This window comes from Streptomyces sp. KM273126 (assembly GCF_004337435.2).
In the GTDB taxonomy this organism is placed as follows: domain Bacteria; phylum Actinomycetota; class Actinomycetes; order Streptomycetales; family Streptomycetaceae; genus Streptomyces; species Streptomyces acidicola.
Genome location: NZ_SJXB02000001.1, coordinates 35,836 through 56,636, shown reverse-complemented (window position 1 = coordinate 56,636; position 20,801 = coordinate 35,836). Strand labels below are relative to the sequence as shown.

Here is a 20,801-nt window from a genome sequence, read left to right as displayed (position 1 = left end):
GGAGGGGCGCGGCGCCTTCCGGATTGGGCCAGTTGGGGGTCAGGCGGGGCGGACCGCCTTGAGGAGCGGTTCAAGGGACGGGACGGTGTACCGGCAGCCCGCCTCCCGCAGCCGTCGCTCGGCCTCCCGGCCCGCGGCATACCCGATGAAGGGCAGGCCGAGGTCGGACGCGGCGGTGAGCTCGGCGACGGAGGAGCCGATCAGGACGGCGTCGTCCGGTGCGGTGTCCAGCTGCTTCAGCGCCCGGAGCAGACAGTCGGGGTTCGGCAGGAGGAGGGCGGGGTGGCCGGAGCGGCCATGGACGCCGCCGGACGTCTGCCCGGTGAGGCCACGCCCTTTCAGATAGGCGGCCACGGCACTGGACGAGTGGTCCGTGACGACGGCGACGCCCAGACCCCGGTCGGCGAGGGCGTAGATCAAGGGAGTGGCGAAGGGCAGGGGCGTCGCGGCTGAGACGTTCTGCTGCTCGATCTGGTCGAGTGCGCGGCTCAGCTCCGGCCCCAAGTGGTGATGCGCGAGCGCACGCAGGAGGGCCAGCGAGTCGGGGTCTCCGTCCGGGAGCCCCGCGGCGGGGTTGCCCCGCAGGGGTTGCTCGCCGCTCAGCGCCTCGTCGGGGTGGCGCAGCTCCACGAGCCGTGAGGCGAGGGCGCGGGTCATCCTCGCCTGCCGGCTCGCCGGGATGCGGGCCAGGGTGCCGTTGAAGCCGAGCAGCACGGATTCGGTGTCGGCGAGGACCAGGGCCAAGTGCTCGGCGGGCTCCGTCGGGGCTGCGACACTGTCCCGCGCGATCTGTTCCAGCCGTGGCGCAGGACCGGGCGACAACCGGATCGCGCACGTCACCGACAGTCCCGGCACCGGCCACCCGCCCAGCCCCTGGTGCACGGCGCGCTGGGCCGTGCCCGCCCAGCGCAGCGGATGACGCCGGGTGATGCGACCGGCCTGCCGGGCGAGGTGATCGAACAACTGTTCCGCCACGCCGGAGGACTCCCCGCGCACGAACGCGAGCGGGTCGTTCACGTGCCAGGACAGCTCGGCCGACGCCACGAACGTGGTACGCGTACGCCCCGAACCGGGCAGCAGTAACTGCCGTGTGGCCTGCTGCGGGGTCAGGTCCACCTCGTAGTACGTGATGCGGGAATGCACGGGCAGGTCGGAGTGCGGCCGGTCGGGGTCGAGCACGGACAGCCGGCCGTTGGGCCCGGTGTAGACGATCGCGGTGCGGCCCTGGTGGGGCGGGCGGATCTGGGCGGGGTGGCGGACGGTGAAGGGGCCCCGCACGAGATCGCGGTGCTCGGGCACCGGCGCGGGCTGGGGCAGGTCCAGCGGGAGGTACCAGGCGAGGGGCGGGACGTCCGGCGACGGGCCGGGCAGGGGCAGGAAGCCGGCGTCCGGGTCGCCGTGGCTGCCGGTTTCGGCCGTGAGCCTCTGGTGCAGGACCGGGGAGAGCACGACCACGACATCCGCGGGGGAGGGGTCGCCCAGCGCCGACGGGAGGTCAGGGGACGCGGCCGTCCGGTCCGCCCGCACGAACTGGGCCGTGTGCCAGAAGGTCACCCGGATGCCGGGGGGGTCGTCCACGTCCAGCAGCGCGCCCGGCAGCTCGCGCAGGACCGCGTGCAGGACCGGCAGGACGGGGGCGCCGGGCTCGGTCACGACGACGTACCCGTTGTCGCGGGTGAGGAGTTCGTACCGGCTCGGGTCCAGGTCGCCCAGGGAGAGCAGCCAGGGGAGGGTGCGGCCCAGAAAACGGTGGGTGTCCGGGCGCGGATCCGGGCCGGTGATCTCGACGGTGAGGGTGGCGCGGTCGAGCGCGGGCGTGGCGCGCAGGGCGAGCCGGTGCAGACGACGGAAGTCCTCGTGCTCCGGGTACTCCTGGAGCAGCGGGGCGAGGTCGGCTGCCGCCTGCTCGAAGTCGCCCAGTTCCAGGTCGAGTTCGGCGCGAGTGACGTACAGGGACAGGCGGAGGGCATGGAGGCGGGCACGCGCCGCCTCGGCCGCGGGGCCGGGGACACCGTCGAGAGGGTCGCCGTACCAGAGGTCCAGGGCGTACTGGACGGAGGCGCGGGCGGTCGCCGGGTCGCCCTCGGCCCGGCGGGTGTCCACCCTGGCCACGAGGTCCTCGCAGCGGAGCACATCGATGGTGGAGGGCGTCGCGTGGAGGGCGTAGCCGTCGGCAGTGGTGGCGAGGAGCCCGGGGCCGAGGTCGACGCGCAGCGAGGAGGCGAGGACAGCGAGCTCCCGATAGGGCCGCTCAGGGGGGCGCTGTCCCCACAGGCCCTCGATCAGCTCGTTGTTCGTCACGGTCCTGCCGTGCCGCAGGAGCAGCATGCAGAGCAGGGCCCGGGCCGGGCCGTGGCTGACGGCCAGCGAGAGGTCCCGCTGGCCGACCCGCACAGGGCCGAGCAGGCGGAACTGGTACCGGTCCTCGGCGACGGCCTCCAGCACCTCGGTGAACGAGGGCTCCTGGAACAGGCTCCTGCCCTGGCGCTGTATGTCGAGTGAGGGGTTGAGGAGTCTGCCGGCGGCCACCGGGAACCGCGCCCGGAACAGCGCGAGCCGACGTGGAAGACGGGGCTTCGGTCTGTCGTCGGACCACGCCAGGCCCCCGGCCAGGTCGATCAGCAGGCGGCCGAAGTCCTCCAGGTCCTTCGACTCGGTGCGGCCACGGACGTTCCCCAGTGCGAAGCCGGTGATCTTCACCGTGCCGTCGGCGCACAGCAGGAGACAGTGCGCGGTGAACCGGCCGTGCACCAGACCCTGCCCGTGCACGGCTTCGAGGCCCCTCGCGGCCTGGCGCGCCAGGGGCGCCAGCAGCCAGTGCGGCAGCGGGGAGCCGCCCTCCGCAGTGAGCTCGGCCAGCGAGAACCCGTCCACGAACTCGGTGACCAGGTACGGGACGTCGCCCTCGACACCGTGGTCCAGGACCGCGATCACGTTCGGGCTCCGGAGGCCGGCGATGAGGCGTGCCCGCGCCAGGAACGGTTCGTGCTCCCGCCGCGCGGAGTACTCGGACACCGCCACCGTGCGGTCGAGCCGTGTGTCCTGCGCCAGCCACACCTGCGGAGAACCCATGCCCAGGGGCCGCACGAGCCGATACCTGCCCAGCACCACCCGCGAGCGCCCCGAAGTCGCCCCGCCCAGCCGCTGTACGCTCTCCGCGCGCACCGCCGCGAACGGCTCTCCCCGCGCGGCCACACCCCCGTCACCGGGCGCGGCGATCCGGAACTCCCGGGCCGCCAGTCCGGCCCGCTCGTCGATCAACGCGCCGACACGGGCCAGGAGTTCGGACGCCCGCCCGTGCGCCGTGCGCGGCAGGGTGCGCAACAGCAGCTCGCGCACGCCGGGACGGAAGTCGTACGACCCGGCCGGACGCCCCGGCACCGTGGTCAGCAGACCGCTGAGTATCACCTCCGCCAGGTGCTGGGGGCGCGGGTCGGGCTCGATCGCGGCGTGCAGGAGCCGCATCACCGGCAACTCGGGGCGGCCGAGGGCGAGATGGCCCGCGAGACGGAAGGCCTCCGGGGATGCGATGGAGCGGAAGCGCAGGACGAGCTCCTCCGGCGAGAGCCGCTCCACATCGCTCCGGCCCAGTTCGTCGACCGGGTCCAGAGGAGGGACCGGCCCCAACAGGGCGACGGAGCCCGGCAGCCGGCCCGCCCGGCCCAGGAGCTTCGACCAGTTCGCCAGCCAGGGCGCCGAGGGTTCCAGGACGGGTAGGGGAAGCGAACCGGGCCCGGCGATGTCGGTGATGTACGAGTCCACCTCGTATGCAGAGTTGGGTGCCGCCGGCGACGGTGAGGTGATCCGCGCCGTCACGGCGGGCAGCGCCGTGGTGCGCCACAGGCGTTCCGGAAGCGGCTGGACCACGGCCACCGGCATGCTGGCTGCCCACCGCCGCAGCGTGCGGTACCAGCGGTCGCCCGCCGCGCCCTCCCGCCACTGCGGGCCCATGCAGTCGGAGACGATCAGCGTGACGGTGCGCCCGTCGGCGTACGACTCCTGCGAACCCGGCCGCCGTACCGTGCCGTCGGCCGCCAGCCGGTGCGACTCCACCGTGCGGAACACGCCCGACTGGGCTAGGGCCGCGTGCAGTTCGCGGACGAGCGGGCCCCAGACGGGCATGGTCGGACCGGAGTCGTGCACGAGGTGCAGGGTCAGCCAGCGTTCGGTCGCCGGGCGCAGGACCGGCTGCCACCACTGGGGTGCCGCGCCGAGCCGGGCGATGCGGTGGGCGGTCGCCTCCTCGTCCACCTCCTGGCCGAAGGGTGCGGGGACCCGGCGCTTGAGGGGGCGCAGGGCGCGCTGGAGGGCGAGAGGGTGGGACAGCATCGGGGGCGCGGGCGCCAGGAGCGCGGTGTGGGAGGCGCTGCCCCCGCTGCCCGGGCCTGTGCCCGGCAGGCGCAGGGGGACGCGGTCGTCGGGGTGCGCCGGGTCCGGTCCCGCTGCCGCCGGGTCCGTCTTCGCGTCGGCCTGCTGTTCCCGGGGTGTCCGCGTGGAGGTGGGCGGCTGAGGCCGGGGAGCGGGAACGGTCGGTGTGCGGGAGGCCCCGGCGCGATGCGCGGGCGGGGGGTCGGCCGCGGCGTCGGCGGGTGCCTCCGGTCCCTCCGGTCCTTCCATGTGCCCGGCCAGCCAGAGCAGTTCGGCCAGCTCGACGGAGGTCGGCGGCTCGCCGTCGCCCGCCTCGGCGAGCAGGTCGGCGAGCCGGCCGATCCCCTCCGGCCCGTCTCCCGCGGAACTCATCAGAACGTGTCCGCCTCGTCCCCGGTACGGCTCAGATACGGCATCAGCTGCTCCGCGAGCTCGTCCCGGGACGCCGTGTCGAGGCCCGCCACACCGGTCAGATAGACGGCGTTCAGCAGCTGGTCCGTCGCCAGCTCCCCGTCCGTGCCCCGGGACAGGAAGCGGTTGATCAGGTCGCGGGCGTACGCGTCCGGTTCGCCCAGGTGGGCGCGCACGATCTGCTCCAGGTGCGTGTCGCGCGGCTGGTGCAGCTCCAGGCGGACGCAGCGGCGCAGGAATGCCGGGGGGAACTCGCGCTCTCCGTTGCTGGTCAGCACCACGAACGGGAACGCCCGGCACCGGACCCGGCCCCGCGCCACCGGCACCCGGTCGTCGGTGCCGTCGACCATCACCTCGGCCGTGGGGGTGTGCCGGGCGGCCCGGACCAGCTCCGGGATCTCGTACTGGCCCTCCTCCAGGATGTTCAGCAGGTCGTTCGGCAGGTCCAGGTCGCTCTTGTCGATCTCGTCGATCAGCAGGGCGCGGGGGCGGCCGTACGGCAGGAGGGCCGTGCCCACGGGGCCCAGGCGGAGATGGTCCTGGAGTTCGCCGTCGAGGGGGAGTTGCTCGCGGGTCGCGGCGCGCTGGTCGCGGGCTGCGGCGCGTCCGGCCGCGTACAGGCGGGACAGCGGGTCGTACTGGTAGAGGCCGTCGCGGAGCGTCGTACGGCTGGTGATGTTCCAGCGCAGCACCGGGCCCAGCCTGAGCTCCCGGGCGACCGCGTACACGAGGCTCGACTTGCCGCTGCCGGGCGGGCCGGTCACCAGCAGGGGTCTGCGCAGATACAGGGCCGCGTTGACGAGCTGGACCGCGCGGTCGGTGGCGCGGTAGGTGCGGGCACGGTGGAGACGGTCGGGGGAGGAGGCTGAGGTGTCGTCGCCGTCGGCGGGGGTGGCCAGCGCCGGGCCGCCGTCGAAGGCGCGCCACGGCGGGGGCTCGGGCAGCCGGTCGATGCCGTCGTGGGGCTCGCTCGAACCCGTGTAGACGGGCCACAGGGACATGGGGGGTGTGCTCCTCGTGCGAGTGCGTGCGGGGGTGGGGGGCGTGCGGGTCCGGTTCTTTCGCCTGCGGCTCACCCGACCGGCGAGTGCTGGTAGCCGACGGGGTCGGGCAGACAGCGGGGATCCTCCCAGAGCAGCGCCAGGTCGGACGCCCAGTGCGGTTCGGGCGACTCGGACGCGTAGGCCGTCTCGCGCAACTCATGGATGTGCGTGGGAAGTTCCCCCGGGGCCAGGCCCGCGAGGTGTTCGGCGAGGCGGTCCAGGAAGGCCGCGCCCCGGCAGTCGTCGTGCGTGTGCCCGCCCCGGCAGCCGGAACGCGGCCACAGCATCACCGGCACCGCCGCGTTCAGGGTCGCCTGGAACAGCCGCCGGGTGCCGTCGGCGCGCGGCGGGGCGCCGAAGCCCACCATGTCCGCGCCCCGGCGCAGCCCGATGGTCAGCTTCACCGGGTCCTGCCCGACGGTCCCGCAGCCGATACGGCGCAGCCGGGCCGACCGCTGCGTGTCGAGCTCCCGCCACTTCTGCAGCAGCTTGTGCTGGAGGCCGCCGCTGCGCCGCCGCTCCAGGTCCATGACGACGAGCGGCGCAAAGGTGCCGAGCGGGCTGTCGTCGTCGGCGCTGCGCTGCCAGTGCGCCACGTCCGCGTTGAGCCACCGGCGCGGCAGCACGAAGGCGAGCAGCTCCCGGGCGCCCGGCTCCAGCGCGTGATACGCCTCGTCGATGCGCTCCAGGGCGTACGGCCGCACCCGGTCGGCGGGCAGCCGGCGCTGGCCCACCACCTTGCGGTGGTTCCCGTTGTACGCGGACACCTCCACCAGGAACTGCTGGTCCCCGGAGCCGCTGGGCGCGATCTCGACGAGGATCGGGGACCAGGAGCGGGTGTCCGCACCGCTTACGGGCGCGGGCGACGTGCGGGGCGCGTGTCCCGGCACCGCCTCGGCGTGGGTGTACGGCCAGGACCGCAGGGCCGTCCGGGTCGGCGTGTGCTCGACGAAGTCGGCGAGCCGCTCCGCGAACCGGACCGCCGCCTTCGTGTCGGTCACCTCGGAGAGGAGATACCAGGCGGCGTCCCACAGGGAGGCGAAGCCGTGCGGCGGGGGCGGGGGACCGAAGGCGGTGACGGCCTCCTGGTAGAGCCGCTGGGGGCTGCACTCCAGTTCGCCGTGGCGCGCGGCCTCCTCGACCAGCAGCCGGAGCCGCTCCTTCTGCGGCCCGTCGTACTCCGGGGTCGGGATCAGGTCGCCGAGGCGGGGCCAGTAGCGGGCCATGACGTTCGCGGGCAGCATCCGTCCGTTGCGGACCCCGGGATCGCGGGCCGCCGCCGAGACCATGCCGACGACCCGGCCGCTGTCCGCGAGCGTCACCGCCGCCCCGCTGAACCCGGGCACCAGCGGCTGTCCGTGCGCGGCCCATGCCTCCAACTGCACCCACTCCCCGGCGATCAACTGGCCGGCGGTGGCCCGGTACTCGGCGAGCGTTCCCTCCTCGTACCGCTTCGGGAAGCCGTACGCGAGCAGCTTGCGCGGCGGGTCGCCGTACGCCTCGTCGGGTGCCGCGAACTCGGCGGGCTTCGGCGCCACGTCCTGGTCGAGCTCCAGGACGGCGAGGTCGCCGGGGTCGGTGTCGCGGCCGTCCCAGCCGCCGTGCGCGATGACGCGGGCGCCGGCCGACTCCCCGCCGCCGTGCGCGAAGGACACACTCACCGGGTCGGTGGCGCTGCGGGCGACGACGTGTGCGCAGGTGACGACGTGGCGTTCGGTGACCAGGAAGCCGGCGCCGGTGTCGCGCCCGCAGCTGATCCTGGCGTGCCACGAAGCGCTGGTCATGACGTCACGTCGGTCTCCGGGGGAGCGTCCGACCGCCCTGGGGACCAGGAGAGCTTGACCACGAGATGCCCCTCGACCGCGCTCTTCGCGATCAGCGCGCCGGCCTCCGCGGTGAGCTTCACACCGAACTCGATCTCCACCGCGTCGGGTTGCAGCGAACCGTCCCGGAAGACCCGCAGCGCGGACGCCGCCGCGGAGCGCACGCTGCTCAGGGCGCCCTCGAAGGTCCGCGTCGCCTGCACCGTACCGTCGTCCCCGCGGGCCACGAGGCGGGAGCCCGCCCCGGTCCCCTCATCGACGGCCTCGACCGTGACCACCGCACCGTCGTCGGTCTTGAACTCCACCAGACCTTCCACCACGCCCCCGTCCTGCCCGTCCCGTCCGTCGTGACGATCAACCACCCTATTGTCACGGACGGTACTCGCGTTGTCCCCTTTTCCACACGCCGTACACATACCTCGAACGGGGGGCGCGCGATCTCGGTCATGTGATACCGCGTACTACCCCCAGTGCAACCAAGTCCTGTGGCCGCACCCGCAGTTCGTCGGCCGTGGCGCGTGCGTACTCCTCCGGGCGCTTGAGGATCGCGGCCGCCAACTCCGGGGCGATCACCGAGAAGTAGCTGTCCGGGGTGGCCCAGGTGCGGCCCGGAGCGGCCAGGGCGAGCGCCCCGCCCGAGCCGCCCTCGCCGATGAGCAGTGTGGTGACCGGAGTCCGGGCGGTGGCCACCGCGTCGAACACGTCCGCGATAGCTGCTCCGGCGCCCTGTCGCTCCGCCTCCGCGTCGTTGGCGGCCCCCGGGGTGTCCACCAGCGTCAGCACGGGAACACCGAGCCGGCCCGCGAGGCGGATCAGCCTTGCCGCAGTGCGGTACCCGGCGGGGCGGGTCGCCGTGCCGCACTGGGCCGCGTACGCGACGGTCCGGCCCTCGTGCTCGCCGAAGCCGCACAGCATGCCGGGGTCGGTGCCGCCGCAGCGGTCACCGCCGATGGCCGCGCGGCGCGTGAAGTACGCGTCCAAGTACGCCTCGGCGCGTGGGCGTTCGGGCGAGCGGGCGCGCAGGACGGCGGCCCACCCGGTGTCGGGGAGGTCGCTGCCGGAAGCGCCGAGGCCGCTGGGCGGGGGCGCCGGTTCCGACGAGGGACGGGTCAGCAACTCCAGCCACAGTGTCAGCGCCCCGCGCAGGTCCTCCGGCCGTACGACCGCGTCGGCCGCGCCCGCCGCCACCTGGGCCTCGGCCGTGTAAGCCGCCGGGTCCGCGTCCGCGGGGCGCACCCGGGAACCGGCGAAGCCCACCTGGGCGCCGGGCAGCGCCAGGACGACGTCGGCGCCCGCGCCCAGGGTGGCCCAGCCGCCGCCGGTCGTCGGGTCCCGCAGCACGGCGATCTGGGGCAGCCCCGCCTGACGCGTCAGCGCCGACTGCCGGGCCACCCGCTGAAGCTGGGTCAGCGCGCGCATGCCCTCCTGCATCCGGCTGCCGCCCGTCGCGACGAGCGCCACGACGGGCAGCCGGTGCTCACGCGCGTTCGTGTACGCCGCCTCCAGCAGGTCCCCGGTCCGCTCCCCGAGCGAACCGCCCAGGAACCCGAACTCGAAGGCCAGGACCACGGCCTCGACACCGCCGATCGTCGCGCGACCGCAGACGACCGACTCCTGCTCACCGGTGCGCTCGGCGGCACGGGCGCGCGAGGCGTCGTACCCCTGCCAGGCGAGGGGGCCGTCGGGTTCGTGCTCCCTCGCGGGGCACGGCAGTTCGGTGAAGTCGTCGGCGACCAGGGCGATGACCTCGCGCGCGGAGTACCGGGCGGAGTACCGGGGGGCCGAATACTGGGCGGAGTACCGGGCGGACGGCTCAGTCATGCTTCAGCGCCCGCTTCATGATCTTGCCCATGTCGTTGCGGGGGAGCGCGTCAAGGTAGTGCACGACGCGGGGACGCTTGTGCGGGGCGAGGCGCCCGGCGACGTGGTCGGCCAGCTCCCCGGCACCGGGCGGGGACTGGGGATCGGCGGGCACGATCCAGGCGACCACACGCTCGCCGAGGTCGTCGTCCGGTTCGCCCGTGACGGCGGCCTCGCGCACCGCCGGGTGTTCGAGCAGCGCGTTCTCGATCTCGCCCGCGCCGATCTTGTAACCACCGCTCTTGATCAGGTCGGTGGCCTTGCGGCCCACGATCCGTACGTACCCGTCGGCGTCCCGGACCGCCATGTCGCCCGTGCGGAACCAGCCGTCCCCGGTGAACGCGGCGGCGGTCGCGTCCGGACGGTTCAGATACTCGGTGAAGAGGTTCGGGCCGCGCACCTGGATCTCGCCGACGCTCTCGCCGTCGTACGCCGTGATGGCCGACCCGTCCTCCTCCACCAGACGCAACTCCACGCCCGGCAGCGGCACTCCGACCGTCCCGGCGCGCGGCTCGCCGTCCGCCCGCACACTCGTGTTCATGAGGGTCTCCGTCATGCCGTACCGCTCGATGACCCGCCGCCCGGTCGCCGCCGCGATCCGCTCGTGGTCGTGCACCGGCAGCGCCGCCGAGCCGGACACGAGCAGCCGCGCCCGGCCGAGTGCCTTCGCGAGCGCGGGGTCGTCGGGGAGCGCCTCCGCGAGCCGGTGGTACATCGTCGGCACGCCGAACAACATGGTGGCGCCCTCGTTCAGCTCCTGGGTGACCCCTTCGGTGCCGAACCGCCCCAGGTGCCGTACCGAGCCGCCGCGCCGCAGCGGGCCGAGGATGCCGAGGATCAGCCCGTGGACGTGGAACAGCGGCAGCGCGTGGACCAGGACGTCGTCCCCGGTCCACTGCCAGGCGTCGGCCAGCGCGTCCAGGGTGGCGGCGATGGCCCGGCGGGGGATGACGGCGCCCTTGGGCGGGCCGGTGGTGCCGGAGGTGTAGACGACGAGGGCGGGGGATTCGGCGGTGATGCGGGCAAGGTCGGCGACGTCGCCGACGGGGCTCTGGCCGGTGTCCCGTACGTCGACCTCAACGCGCTCCAAGTCGGCCAAGGCGGCCGGCAGTTCCGAGTCCGGTGCGGTGAGGACGAGTGCGGGCCGGCTGTCCCTGAGGACGTGCCCCAGCTCGCTGTCGCCCGACTTCGGGTTGAGCGGCACCGCGGGCACCCCGGCCAGCAGGGCGGCCACTACGCCGACGGCCGTCTCCAGCGTGGGTGTCGCCCAGACGGCGACCCGGCCCGCTCCCTGGATTCTCCCGGCGAGCGCGCCCGCGGCCGCGGCGAGTTCCGCGTACGTCAGGGAGCGCTCGCCGAACCGCAGGGCGGGCCGCTCGGCCGGGGAGTCGGTCAGGGCCGGGAAGAGTGAGGACACGCGTCGTACTCCTTCAGTACTGCCAGTACTGCCTGTACTGCCTGAATTACCGTTCACGATCGGTTGCTGCCGGCGCCGTTGCCGCAGCTACCGCTGTCGTGGCTGTCGCCGCTGCCGCCCGTTGGGCTATCCCCAGCCGGGGACGACCATCACCAGCCACACCACCGCGGGCACCACCGCCACCACGATCCCTCCGTACACCATCAGCTGCCGGAAGAAACGCTCCCGGTCGACGTCCGGAGCGGCGGCCAGCACCAGCGCGCCGTTCGTCGAGAACGGGCTCACGTCCACGACCGTCGCCGACACCGCGAGCGCCGCCACCATGCCGATCGCCCCGATCTCGCCCTGCGCCAGGAACGGCACGGCCAGCGGGATCAGCGCGCCCATGATCCCCACGGACGAGGCGAACGCCGACACGATCGCGCCGATGTAGCAGAGCAGCACCGCGGCCAGCAGCGGGACACCGATGCCGCTGACGCCCTCACCGGCCCAGGTGATGGTGCCCATCTCGTCCAGTACGCCGACGTACGTGAGGACACCGCAGATCAGCAGCACGGTGGGCCAGGCGATCTGCCCGACCGCCACGCGGCTGTCCTCCGGCCACGCGGCGCTGAGCAGCACGGCCAGGGTGATCGCGGTGAGACCCGCGTCCAGGTCGAAGGCGAGCACGGCGACGACGAGGGCGACCAGCGCGGTGAGCGTGGCGGTGCGGGCGGGGGTGAGGCGGGTGGTGTCGGGGCCGGGTTCGCCCGGGCGGGCGGGGGCGGCGGTGGCGACGGCGGTGGGGCTCGTGGCGGCGGCGGTACGGCTCGTACCGCCGGTGCCACCACTCACACCACTCGTACTCGTACCACTCGTGCCGCCTCCGGAGTCACCGCTCGCGGCTCCCTCTTCCCCGTCCACCGCCACCGACCCCTGAGCCCACAGCTTGAGCCCGCCGAAGAGGACGAAGACGACGGCGGCGATGACGAGGTTGACGGTGAGGGAGGCCAGGAACAGCGTGATCTCGCTGCCCGGGAGCTTCTCGCGCTCGACGATGCCGTTGACGATCGTCCCGTAGATGCTGATCGGTGAGAAGCCGCCGGCTTGCGCGCCGTGCACCACCATGGTGCCCATCAGCAGCGGGCTGATCCTGTACCGGACGGCGAAGCTCAGCGCGATCGGGGCGACGATCGCGACCGCGGCCGGACTGACCGCGCCGATCGCCGTGAGCGCGCCGGTGAGGGCGAACATCACCCAGGGGATCAGCGCCACCCGCCCGCGCACCAGCCGGATCGCGGCGTGTACGAGCCAGTCGGTGGTGCCGTTGGCGCGGGCGATCGCGAAGAGGTACGTGACGCCGACGAGGACGACGAAGAGGTCACCGGGGAAGCCGGCGAAGATGCCGTCCGCGTCGAGGTCGGCGACGAGTGCGCCCACCCCGAAGGCGGCGGCGAAGGCGAGTGCGCCCATGTTGACGGAGCGGGTGGTGGCGATGACGAACACCACGACGAGGACGAGGATCGAGATGAGTTCGGGGGACATACGGGCTCCCGTCTTTGGGTCCCGGAGTGGCTGATCCGAGTGGCTGCGAGTGCGGTCAGTGGGCGTGACGATTGGCTGAGTGGCTGAGCCAATTGGCTGCTGGGGGGTGCTGGCAGGTCAGCGTGGGGCCCGCCGGGGGCCACGTCAAGAGGTTGCGCACAAATTGGCTCAGCCACTTGACCATCCATCCACTCGACCACCCAGCCACTCACCCCACCCGGTGTTACGCTCCCGACGAGAGGGGGGAGCCGTGACCGATGCCCTGCGCCCCATGACGAAACAGCGCCTCTACGAGCAGGTGCTCGACCGGCTGCGCCAGTACGTCGCCGAGGGCGGCCTGCGCGCCGGGGACCGGCTGCCACCCGAGCGGGACCTGGCCCAGCGGCTGGGCGTCAGCCGCGCCTCGGTGAAGCAGGCGATCGTGGTGCTGGAGGTCCAGGGCCTGGTGGAGGCGCGCCACGGCGGAGGCACGTACCTGGTCCGCGACAGCCTGGACGTCGAGCCCGTAGACGAGATGGTCGAACGCCGCCGGCGCCTGCCCGACGTCCTGGAGGCCCGCGAGGCCCTGGAGACGAAGCTCGCCGAACTGGCCGCCGAGCGCCGCACGGAGGAGGACCTGGCCGCGATGAGGTCCGCGCTCGCCCACATGACGAGGGAGATCGAGGAGGACGCCCACGGTGTGGAGGGCGACCGTCTGTTCCACGCGGCCGTGACCGCGGCCGCGCACAGCAGCATCCTCGCGGAGTTCATGCGCTCCATCGCCGACCAGATCGCCGAGAGCCGCACGGAGTCCCTCCGCCAGCCCGGCCGCCCCACCCGGTCCCTGGCCCAGCACCAGGCCATCCTCGACGCCATCGTCGACCAGCAGCCGAACCAGGCGGCCACCGCGATGCGCCGCCATGTGCGGACGGTGGCGAAGGTGCGGCTGCTGGACTGGGATCCGGAGGGGGAACGATGACGTACGGTTCGCGTTCCGCGATCCGCTGTCGGCCCTCATGGAGCGTCTCGGTGCCGGGGTGACCGGCTCCTTCCTGCGCCGGTGGCGACCAGGGCATGCGCGCCTGTGGTTCAGCGTGCCCTCGACGCACGGTTCTGGGCGCGATATGCCAGTTTTCGTAGCAACTCGGCGCCTTTCGCCGGGCGTTGGCTCATGTGGGCTTTGTGATGGCCTGATTACGGGAGTGAAAGCTGGGTAGGTGCGGCAGCTCAGCCGTAGGTGCGAAGACGAACAGGACCCCCGTCAGTGTCAGCCACAGTGCCTTCGTTTCCGGACCACGACGCCTTCGCCGCGTACGCCGAGCGGTACGGTCCCCGCCTTCTGCTGTGGATCTGGGACCAGGCGGAGGGTGAGCTGGACCACCAGGTCTCCTGTGCCGAGTTCGGCACTCTGCAGAGCATCCCCATGAGCGCGGTTCGGTCCATCGTCGACCATCTGTGTGCCGAGGAGCTCATCAGCTCCCCCGGCGAGCACGGCCCTGACTCGGGTGTTCCCGTGGTGACCCTTCAGGCCGCCGGTGCGGAGTGGGCCCGCAGGCTGCAGGCCCTGCGGGCGAACTCGGCCGAGCGGAGCCGCCATGCGGCACGAGCCGTACTGCACTGGATCCACGCCAACCCGCACCGGCAGCCGCTGCGGATCAGCGGATTCCTCGATTCGCCGGACATCTTCTTCCTCGGCGAGGCCCTCTCCCGGAGCGAAGTCGCCCGGACCCTCACCTATCTGGCCGACGAGCACCTGATCACCTGTGAGGGGCCGCCGTTCCACAACGATGTCGGCTCGCACGTGGCGCTCACCTCGCAGGGGGTGGGCGCCGTGCTCAGCGGCGCCTCCGACATCGGTGCGTACGTGGCACAGCAGCGCGAGCGCGAGCGGCCTGCCCAGCACACCCACATAGAGGCCCAGACGATACACAGCCTCACACAGGGCGACTCCGACAACAGCGTGCACAACAGCATCGAGCTGCACACCGCGCTGCCACCCGCCGACCTCGCCCGGCTCATCACGGAGTTGGCACCGGCACTCCACCTGGACCCGGAGTCCCGCGTGGCCCTGCTGCGCAGCGCGGACTCGTTGGCGCGGGGTGGCGACACCGACACCGACGGCGAACCTCGGCCGGACCGGCAGCGCGGCCTGATGGAGGGGATGCGGCGCCTGCTGGGGGCCGCTCCCGACACGGTCGGCAGGCAGCTCCTGTTGGACGCGGTCGGCCAGGCGCTGGGGAGGTTGCTCGGAAGCTGAGCGGTGAAAACGACGGAACAACGCCGGAATGCGAAAAAACGGCAGACCGGAATGCAGAACAACGGCAGAACGGGGGAGGGCGATGCGCACGCCCTTGTACGGACGGGATCCCATCCTGCGCGCACTGGTGCCCCGACTGGTCGGCCTGGCGCCCGACCGGCGGGAACTAGTGCCCCAGGAGCACCGCGACGACCCACCCGTGACACTGGTGACCGGCCGGCACGGCATGGGCAGGACGGCGGTCCTGGACGCCTTGGACGCGGCCTACCGCGGGCGCGTTCCGCTCGGCAGAGTCGATGCCGCCCAGAGCGAACAGGCACGCTGGTCCGGCTCCGCGGCGTCCAACACGTCGGCCCTGGTCGAGATCCTGGAGCAACTGGTGTGCGAGTTGGCGCCCGTGGTCCCGGGCTCCGGGCGGCTTCGGTTCTCCCGCCTGCTCCCAGGACTGTTCGCCGTGTCCAGCTGGCACCGCGGCAACGAGGGCGAGCAACTGCTGGCCCGTGACCGGATCGCGCGCCTCCTTGTCGCCTGCGGCCTGGAGAAGGGCGGGAGGGCCGCCGGGGAGGGGGCACGGACTGGACGTACGACGTCAGCGAGCGCCTCGCCGACCCGCACCGGCGGCAGCACGACCTGGCTCCCGTCACCGAGGCGGTCGTCGAGCAGTACTTCAGCCGGCACACCCGCACCCGCGTCGAGCGGTTCGTGCAGCAGTGGTACCAGAGCCGCTCCGCGGGCTCCGACGACGGCGAAGCCGCCCTGATCCGGCTGAGCCTGCGCTTCCACCAGGGCGGCGACTTCCAGCACGCGGTCGAACGCACCCTGGCCGCTGCGTTCCTCGAAGACCTCACTGACGCCTACGGCCGATGGCAGCGGATCAACCGGACCCCCCGGCCGCTCGTCCTGCTGGACAACGCGCACACCCCGGCCGGGCAGCACGCCCTCGGGCTGCTGCTCGAACACCGCGCCGCGCCTCCGTCCGGCGTGCGCGACCCCCTGGTCGTCGTCGCGACCCGGCTGGGCGACGGCGCGAACCTCTACCCGGACGCGACGACCCGCGAACTGCCCGAGCTCACCCTGGCCTCCGGCTGGGAACGCAGCGTCCCCGGCTCGCCGTCGGCCGGACTGCTCATGGTCCCCCTGGCGCCCCTGAGCCGCGACGACCTGCTGCTGATGCTCGACCCGGCCAAGGGCCCGCTCCACCGCCACCTGCCTTCGGCTCTGCACGCCCTCACCCGAGGTCATCCGCTCGGCAGCAGGCTGCTGTGTGAAGCGGTCGTCCGCGCCAGCGGCCAAGGCCACGTCGGCCCCGAGGAATTGCTCGACCTGCCCGCCGAGGAAGGGCGACCCGTCTCCGAAGTGCTGCTGGAGCGGCTGATACCACAGCCCCAGCTGCGCACCCACCTGGTGCCGCTCGCACTGGCACGTGACCGGGACGCCGCACACGCGCTGATGACGGCATCCGTCCCGGCCGGTGGCGGACTCCCCGGTGCCGGGCTTCCTTCTGCCGCCCGGTACTTGGAGGAGGAGCACTGGACAGGCGGCGTGGACGGCGGGGGTGACACGGACGTCGCCGGCACGGCCGATGGGCCCGACACCGCCAGGGGCTTTGTCTCCCACCCTTTCCTGCGCGCCCTGCTGGTCCACGAGGCCCGCAGGACCTCCGCGGCAGTTGAGCCGGGACGACGCTGGGAGTACCTGCACGGCCTCCTGCGGGAGCATCACGCGGAGCGCGGCGCCGGGCACGAGCCCGACGTGCTCCGGCACACCCTCGCGGCGGGGGACGCACATCCGGTGGTGAGCCGGCTGACCGAGTTCTTCGGCAACTGGGACGCGGGCCGCTGGCTGGACGCCATCCGTTACGTCGCCGAGGCCCCCGGCCCCCCGTCGGACGAGTGGACCGACCACCGTACCGAGATCGCCCGCGGCGCCCACGACGGCCGGTACGCCGAGACCGACGACGTACGCCGATCCGTCAACAGGCTGCTGCACGCGCTCTGGTACCTGTCCGAGACATACGCGGAGCCCCTGGCCGGCCTGTGTGACGACATCGGTTCCGAGCTTGCGTTCCTGTCGATGCGGCATCCGTCGGGTCGCGCCGTGCTCAATGAGGCCGCACGGGCCTGGCCGGCCGCCGCGCGAGAGCGAAGGCCCTTCCCGAGGTACGGCTCTGCCCGAGGCGAGGAGTGAGGACTGTGCTGGACCGTTTCAGAAACCGTGCCCTGGGGCCGGGCGAAAAGGCCGTCGCGCTGGTCGTGGGCGCCGTGCTGCTCGCGGTGCTCGCCCTCACCGTCGTACGGTTGCTGCCCGAGAAATGCGGCGACGGCCTCGAACCGGCCGGGGACGAATGCGTGGGCGTCACCGCCGGAGTCCTGACCGGCGATCCGGAGCTGGAGGGCCTGATTCGCGCCGTGGCGGACGAGAACGCCAAGGTCGAGCAGGACTGGAAGGATCCGGAGAACGGGAAGACCCCCATCCCCTACGTGCGCGTCGCCCTCATGATGCCGTTCACCTCGGACAGCACCAGCGCCATGAGCACGGAACAGATCGCACGCGCGCTGGCGGGCGCGCACGCCGCCCAGCTCCGGGCCAACGCTCAGGCGGGGCCGCACTATCAGCTGCTCCTGGCCAATGACGGGAAGGACCTAGACCACTGGCAACCCGTCGTCGACCGGCTCGCCGGGATGGGCGACGACGAGGTGCCGTTGGTCGGCGTGTTCGGCCTGCCGAGCAGCACTCCGGACACACTTGAGGCGGCCAAGGCCCTCTCCGATCACAGGATTCCGGTGATCGGGCCCGTCCTCACCTCGACCACCATGAATGCCGAGTACCTGTTCAAGACGTCCCCGTCGAACGAGCTCTTCGCGAAGGCGCTGGGGGAGTATCTCGACGAGAGACCGGGGAACGGAACGGGCTTCCTGGTCTCGGACAGGAGAGAGCAGGACAGCTACTCCACCGACCTGAAAGAGGTCTTCCGGAAGCACTTCGGCGAGGAGTACGGACTGGCGCGGCGTCAGGTGTCCTACCTGGGGATGACCGGAGACAACGAGGGTGTCCCCCAGCGTTTCTCGGAAGCGGCCCAGGGAATCTGCGTGACCAAGGCGGACACGGTCTTCTTCGCGGGGCGCGATCACGACCTGCCCGCCTTGGTGGAGAGGCTGGCGGACGAGCCCTCCTGCGACCAAAGGAAGCCGATACGCATCCTGAAGGTGGGGATCGGCCTGGATCCCGTCACGACCACGGCGGAGATCACCAAGCAGTTGCGGGAGGCCAGGATCACCCTCGTGGGCGCTGCCTCGGTCGACACCCGGTCATGGGAGGGAAACGAGCAGCTTTCGGCCGGGGCCCGCGGTTTCGTCGAGGAGTTCGAGAAGCTGCGGACGGATCAGGCAAACGAACAGGCATGGGGAGACAAGCCACTGGAGGACGGCTACGCGGTCATGTACTACGACGCCTTCACCGTGCTCTCCCAAGCCACCGACCGGGCATACGACGACATCAAGGTCAATGGAGAGGAGGAGAACACAGAGAACACAGAGAACGCGGAGAACGCGGAGAACGCGGAGAACGAAGATGGCTTGCCGTCGCACAACGACGTCTACAACACCGTCATCAACATGAACATCCTCGGCACTCAGTCCGGCGCGAGTTGCGTCAACTGCGTCCGCGGAGCCAGTGGCACCTTCGGCTTCGACGACACACCGGACACCCAGAAGTGGGCCGTCTGCAAGCCGGTGCCCGTCATCGAGTACCCCGGGGCACCGGCCGCAAGTGAGAAGAACCAGGCAGCCAACACCTACCGCACACACGAGGAAATCTTCGACGGCGCCTGTCCCTTGGTGCGTGATTGATTTCGGGTTCGGGTACGGCTCTTGGGATCGCCTCGCACCAGCGGGGCCGTTCTGGGAGGGGCCGCATGGCCGAGTGGCAGCGTTGTGTGGATGACCGTCTGGTCGGCTCGGGGAAGGTGAGCCGGGCGGCGATCCTTGGGCGGGACAGCGAGGTCCTGGCGGCGTCCAAGGGGTACGAACTCAGTGCGCGAGAGCGGAGCGCGCTCGCCGGTGGGGCGGAGGACCTGGAGCAGTTCCAGGGCACCGGTTTGCATCTGGGTGGCAAGAAGTTCGTTATCAACGGGGTGGACGATCGTTCCCTGTTCTGCAGGAAGGAAGCCGACGGCGCGATCGTGGTGGTGACGAACCGGTCCATCATCGTCACGGAGTACGACGCCCCGATCCCGGGCGCTGAGGCCGTGCGCGTCACCGAGCAGCTGGCCGACGAGCTGATCGCCGCCGGGGACTGATCACCGGAAGCGGATCCGACGCGGTCGAGTGGCCGCTGCCAGTGGCGGTCTTCTCGTGGAGCTCGAACACTTCGGCGAGGTGGAGCGGGTCGGGCAACATGCTGGGACAGCATCAATGGGAGCAGCTGGGTGAGGACCTGCGGTTAGCCCCCTGAACCTACCTATGGGTTACTTGCCCCCTGGTGTCCGAGGTAGAACTACCGGGCCGGCCCAGAGCAGGTCGCCCGTGGTGGTCGCGTGGCTCACTCGTCGGTCATGCCGCCATACTCGGAGGCGACGGTCACCGCCGTGACCGTGAAACCGGTGTCCGACCCCACGCCCGCGACGAACAGCGCCTCCACCGCCTCATCGTCGTCGTCCGGGTACCAGGCGAGGTGACTGTCGTTTTGCCCACCGCGTGCGCCGTCCTCGCAGTGGGCGCGGGCGGCCTCCCGGTTCGTGTACAGACCGAGAGTAAACCTCCGGTACCCGGCCTCGGCCCGGTAAACCGTCAGTTCGGAAGGAGCCTCGGTGGCCGCCGTGTCGCCCTCAAGCTTCTTTTCCACAAGTTGCCTCTTCTTCTGGTGTCGCGATGGCTTTGGTGATTCGGAGGCGGCCCGCCTCGCGGGCACGACCTTATACAGCGTCTGGGTCACAGAGTTCGCCGTCGCGGAAGGCCGCTGAGCGGTCGACCTTCTGGTGAGGCAGCGAGGTTGTGAGTTGCGGACTTCGGTGCATCAGTAGCGCTCCCATGACGCGCGAGCGTCAAGACGCCTTCCGCTCCAGGAGCCCACCGGACCTCCACCTCGTCGCTAGGCGCCGGAACGCCTGGGTGCTTCTACTGCATTACAACCACGAACAGTTCGAGGGGGCCGCCATCCGGCGCAGGATCGCGGGAGTCGCGCTGGCGCGGCCAGCCTCGATGTCATACATCAGAGACTGGCCGATGCCGCAGCGCTCGGCAAGTTCCTTCTCCCCTGCGGCGTCGCGGTCGCCGTCGAGGAGGTCGTTCACCTCGTACTCGGTGAGGACGTTCCCGACCTCCGGCTCACTCGGCGGGATCCGCAGCTGGGCGTCCTTCGTGCCACGCGGCCGGTTCATCTCGGCGATAGGGCACTCGATGACCCGGCCGGTCATCCGATGCAGCTCGACCTCGTGCCGCAGCTCCAGGAACATGAAGTAGATGGTCAACGCCTGCGACCGGGCCAGCCGGGTGCCGCTCGGCGAGCCACGCACCACCTTCCCGAGGTACGAGTCGGCGTCGGCCGGCTCCATGTCCCACAGCGGTCGCCCGAACCAGGACCTGATCTGGTCCAGATGCCCGAGATCCCCGCGGATCGTGCCGTCAGCCAGTCCTGCCGAGGCCCGTGCGAGAACGAACCCGGACAGCGCGTCGGTCTCGAACTGCTCCAGCTTCTCCACCGACGCGGGCGCCCAGTGCTCGCACAGGTCCCGTACGACGGTCAGCGCCGCCAACCCGAACCCCCTCACCTTCGGCCCGACTGCGGATCGGTCGGCCACGGTGAGGCCGCTTCAAGAATCCCGAAGTTACGTCACGAGACCACAGAGCACACGGAGGAGGAACAACCCCTTGGGGGGGCCTCGATCTCGGCGACGGCGTCGGCGTCGGCGTCGGCGACGAAGGGCCGGATCGGCTTCTTCCAGGATCGTGATCCCCCGCGGTAACTCCACACGCTGACCCGGTCACTGGCTCACTGAGGTTTCGGCCAGAGGCAGGGCTGGTTTGGGTCAGCCCTGCGCAATCGAGGCCCCGGAATTCGGGCGCTGCCTACAATCGGTGGGTCTGTCGCCCCCTGTTCCGTTTTGCTCGTTTCGTGTGAGA

15 protein-coding genes are annotated in these 20,801 nt (G+C 71.9%); 6 read left to right on the top strand and 9 right to left on the bottom strand.

Translation table 11 applies throughout. The features are described from left to right. Positions 1–39: 39 nt before the first annotated feature. From E0500_RS00240 to E0500_RS00210, 7 genes are all read right to left on the bottom strand, one after another. Entirely contained in the window at positions 40–4,740 is a 4,701-nt protein-coding gene (locus E0500_RS00240) for an SAV_2336 N-terminal domain-related protein (RefSeq protein ID WP_131568123.1), read from the bottom strand. Next, positions 4,740–5,780, bottom strand: a complete 1,041-nt coding sequence (locus E0500_RS00235; protein ID WP_131568121.1) for a MoxR family ATPase — start codon at positions 5,778–5,780, stop codon at positions 4,740–4,742. Before E0500_RS00235 ends, E0500_RS00240 begins: the two co-directional genes overlap by 1 nt. A gap of 71 nt (positions 5,781–5,851) precedes the next feature. Further along, positions 5,852–7,606, bottom strand: coding sequence for a trypsin-like peptidase domain-containing protein (locus tag E0500_RS00230; protein ID WP_131568119.1), 1,755 nt, complete (start codon positions 7,604–7,606; stop codon positions 5,852–5,854). Then, the gene (locus E0500_RS00225; protein ID WP_131568131.1) at positions 7,603–7,962 is read right to left on the bottom strand and encodes a CU044_2847 family protein; all 360 of its coding nucleotides are present in this window, start codon (positions 7,960–7,962) and stop codon (positions 7,603–7,605) included. Before E0500_RS00225 ends, E0500_RS00230 begins: the two co-directional genes overlap by 4 nt. A 127-nt stretch (positions 7,963–8,089) precedes the next feature. Beyond that, complete coding sequence (locus E0500_RS00220) at positions 8,090–9,466, bottom strand: carboxyl transferase domain-containing protein (RefSeq protein ID WP_131568117.1); 1,377 nt, start codon at positions 9,464–9,466, stop codon at positions 8,090–8,092. After that, a complete protein-coding gene (locus E0500_RS00215) occupies positions 9,459–10,922 on the bottom strand; it encodes an acyl-CoA synthetase (protein WP_131568115.1) in 1,464 nt (487 codons plus the stop codon). The genes E0500_RS00220 and E0500_RS00215 overlap by 8 nt, the downstream gene beginning before the upstream one ends. Positions 10,923–11,048: 126 nt before the next feature. After that, positions 11,049–12,446, bottom strand: coding sequence for an SLC13 family permease (locus E0500_RS00210; RefSeq protein ID WP_181586811.1), 1,398 nt, complete (start codon positions 12,444–12,446; stop codon positions 11,049–11,051). 250 nt (positions 12,447–12,696) lie between these two features. Between E0500_RS00210 and E0500_RS00205 the strand changes: the two genes are divergently transcribed. The 6 genes from E0500_RS00205 to E0500_RS00185 all read left to right on the top strand — a co-directional run bounded on the left by E0500_RS00205 (position 12,697) and on the right by E0500_RS00185 (position 18,979). After that, the gene (locus tag E0500_RS00205; protein WP_131568436.1) at positions 12,697–13,404 is read left to right on the top strand and encodes a FadR/GntR family transcriptional regulator; all 708 of its coding nucleotides are present in this window, start codon (positions 12,697–12,699) and stop codon (positions 13,402–13,404) included. A 297-nt stretch (positions 13,405–13,701) separates the two neighbouring features. Continuing rightward, positions 13,702–14,682 (top strand): hypothetical protein, encoded by a 981-nt coding sequence (locus E0500_RS00200; RefSeq protein ID WP_131568438.1) that lies wholly within the window; start codon positions 13,702–13,704, stop codon positions 14,680–14,682. Positions 14,683–14,764: 82 nt separating this feature from the next. After that, complete coding sequence (locus tag E0500_RS43415) at positions 14,765–15,442, top strand: hypothetical protein (protein WP_258572571.1); 678 nt, start codon at positions 14,765–14,767, stop codon at positions 15,440–15,442. Continuing rightward, entirely contained in the window at positions 15,385–16,869 is a 1,485-nt protein-coding gene (locus E0500_RS00195; protein WP_258572570.1) for a hypothetical protein, read from the top strand. The genes E0500_RS43415 and E0500_RS00195 overlap by 58 nt, the downstream gene beginning before the upstream one ends. A gap of 5 nt (positions 16,870–16,874) precedes the next feature. After that, a complete protein-coding gene (locus tag E0500_RS00190) occupies positions 16,875–18,530 on the top strand; it encodes a hypothetical protein (RefSeq protein WP_309504738.1) in 1,656 nt (551 codons plus the stop codon). 65 nt (positions 18,531–18,595) lie between these two features. Further along, on the top strand, positions 18,596–18,979 hold the full coding sequence (locus E0500_RS00185) for a profilin (RefSeq protein ID WP_131568442.1): 384 nt from the start codon (positions 18,596–18,598) through the stop codon (positions 18,977–18,979). 242 nt (positions 18,980–19,221) lie between these two features. Here E0500_RS00185 and E0500_RS00180 read toward each other — a convergent pair whose 3' ends face one another. Together E0500_RS00180 and E0500_RS00175 are read right to left on the bottom strand one after the other, a co-directional pair. Beyond that, entirely contained in the window at positions 19,222–19,614 is a 393-nt protein-coding gene (locus E0500_RS00180) for a hypothetical protein (protein ID WP_131568444.1), read from the bottom strand. Positions 19,615–19,804: 190 nt separating this feature from the next. Beyond that, complete coding sequence (locus E0500_RS00175; protein WP_258572569.1) at positions 19,805–20,434, bottom strand: helix-turn-helix transcriptional regulator; 630 nt, start codon at positions 20,432–20,434, stop codon at positions 19,805–19,807. Between the last annotated feature and the right edge of the window lie 367 nt (positions 20,435–20,801).

What these genes read in the sequence shown, in the direction of transcription:
- E0500_RS00240 (WP_131568123.1), bottom strand. Translation starts at nt 4,740, where the DNA reads ATGAGTTCCGCGGGAGACGGGCCGGAGGGGATCGGCCGGCTCGCCGAC.
- E0500_RS00235 (WP_131568121.1), bottom strand. Translation starts at nt 5,780, where the DNA reads ATGTCCCTGTGGCCCGTCTACACGGGTTCGAGCGAGCCCCACGACGGC.
- E0500_RS00230 (WP_131568119.1), bottom strand. Translation starts at nt 7,606, where the DNA reads ATGACCAGCGCTTCGTGGCACGCCAGGATCAGCTGCGGGCGCGACACC.
- E0500_RS00220 (WP_131568117.1), bottom strand. Translation starts at nt 9,466, where the DNA reads ATGACTGAGCCGTCCGCCCGGTACTCCGCCCAGTATTCGGCCCCCCGG.
- E0500_RS00210 (WP_181586811.1), bottom strand. Translation starts at nt 12,446, where the DNA reads ATGTCCCCCGAACTCATCTCGATCCTCGTCCTCGTCGTGGTGTTCGTC.
- E0500_RS43415 (WP_258572571.1), top strand. Translation starts at nt 14,765, where the DNA reads ATGCGCACGCCCTTGTACGGACGGGATCCCATCCTGCGCGCACTGGTG.
- E0500_RS00185 (WP_131568442.1), top strand. Translation starts at nt 18,596, where the DNA reads ATGGCCGAGTGGCAGCGTTGTGTGGATGACCGTCTGGTCGGCTCGGGG.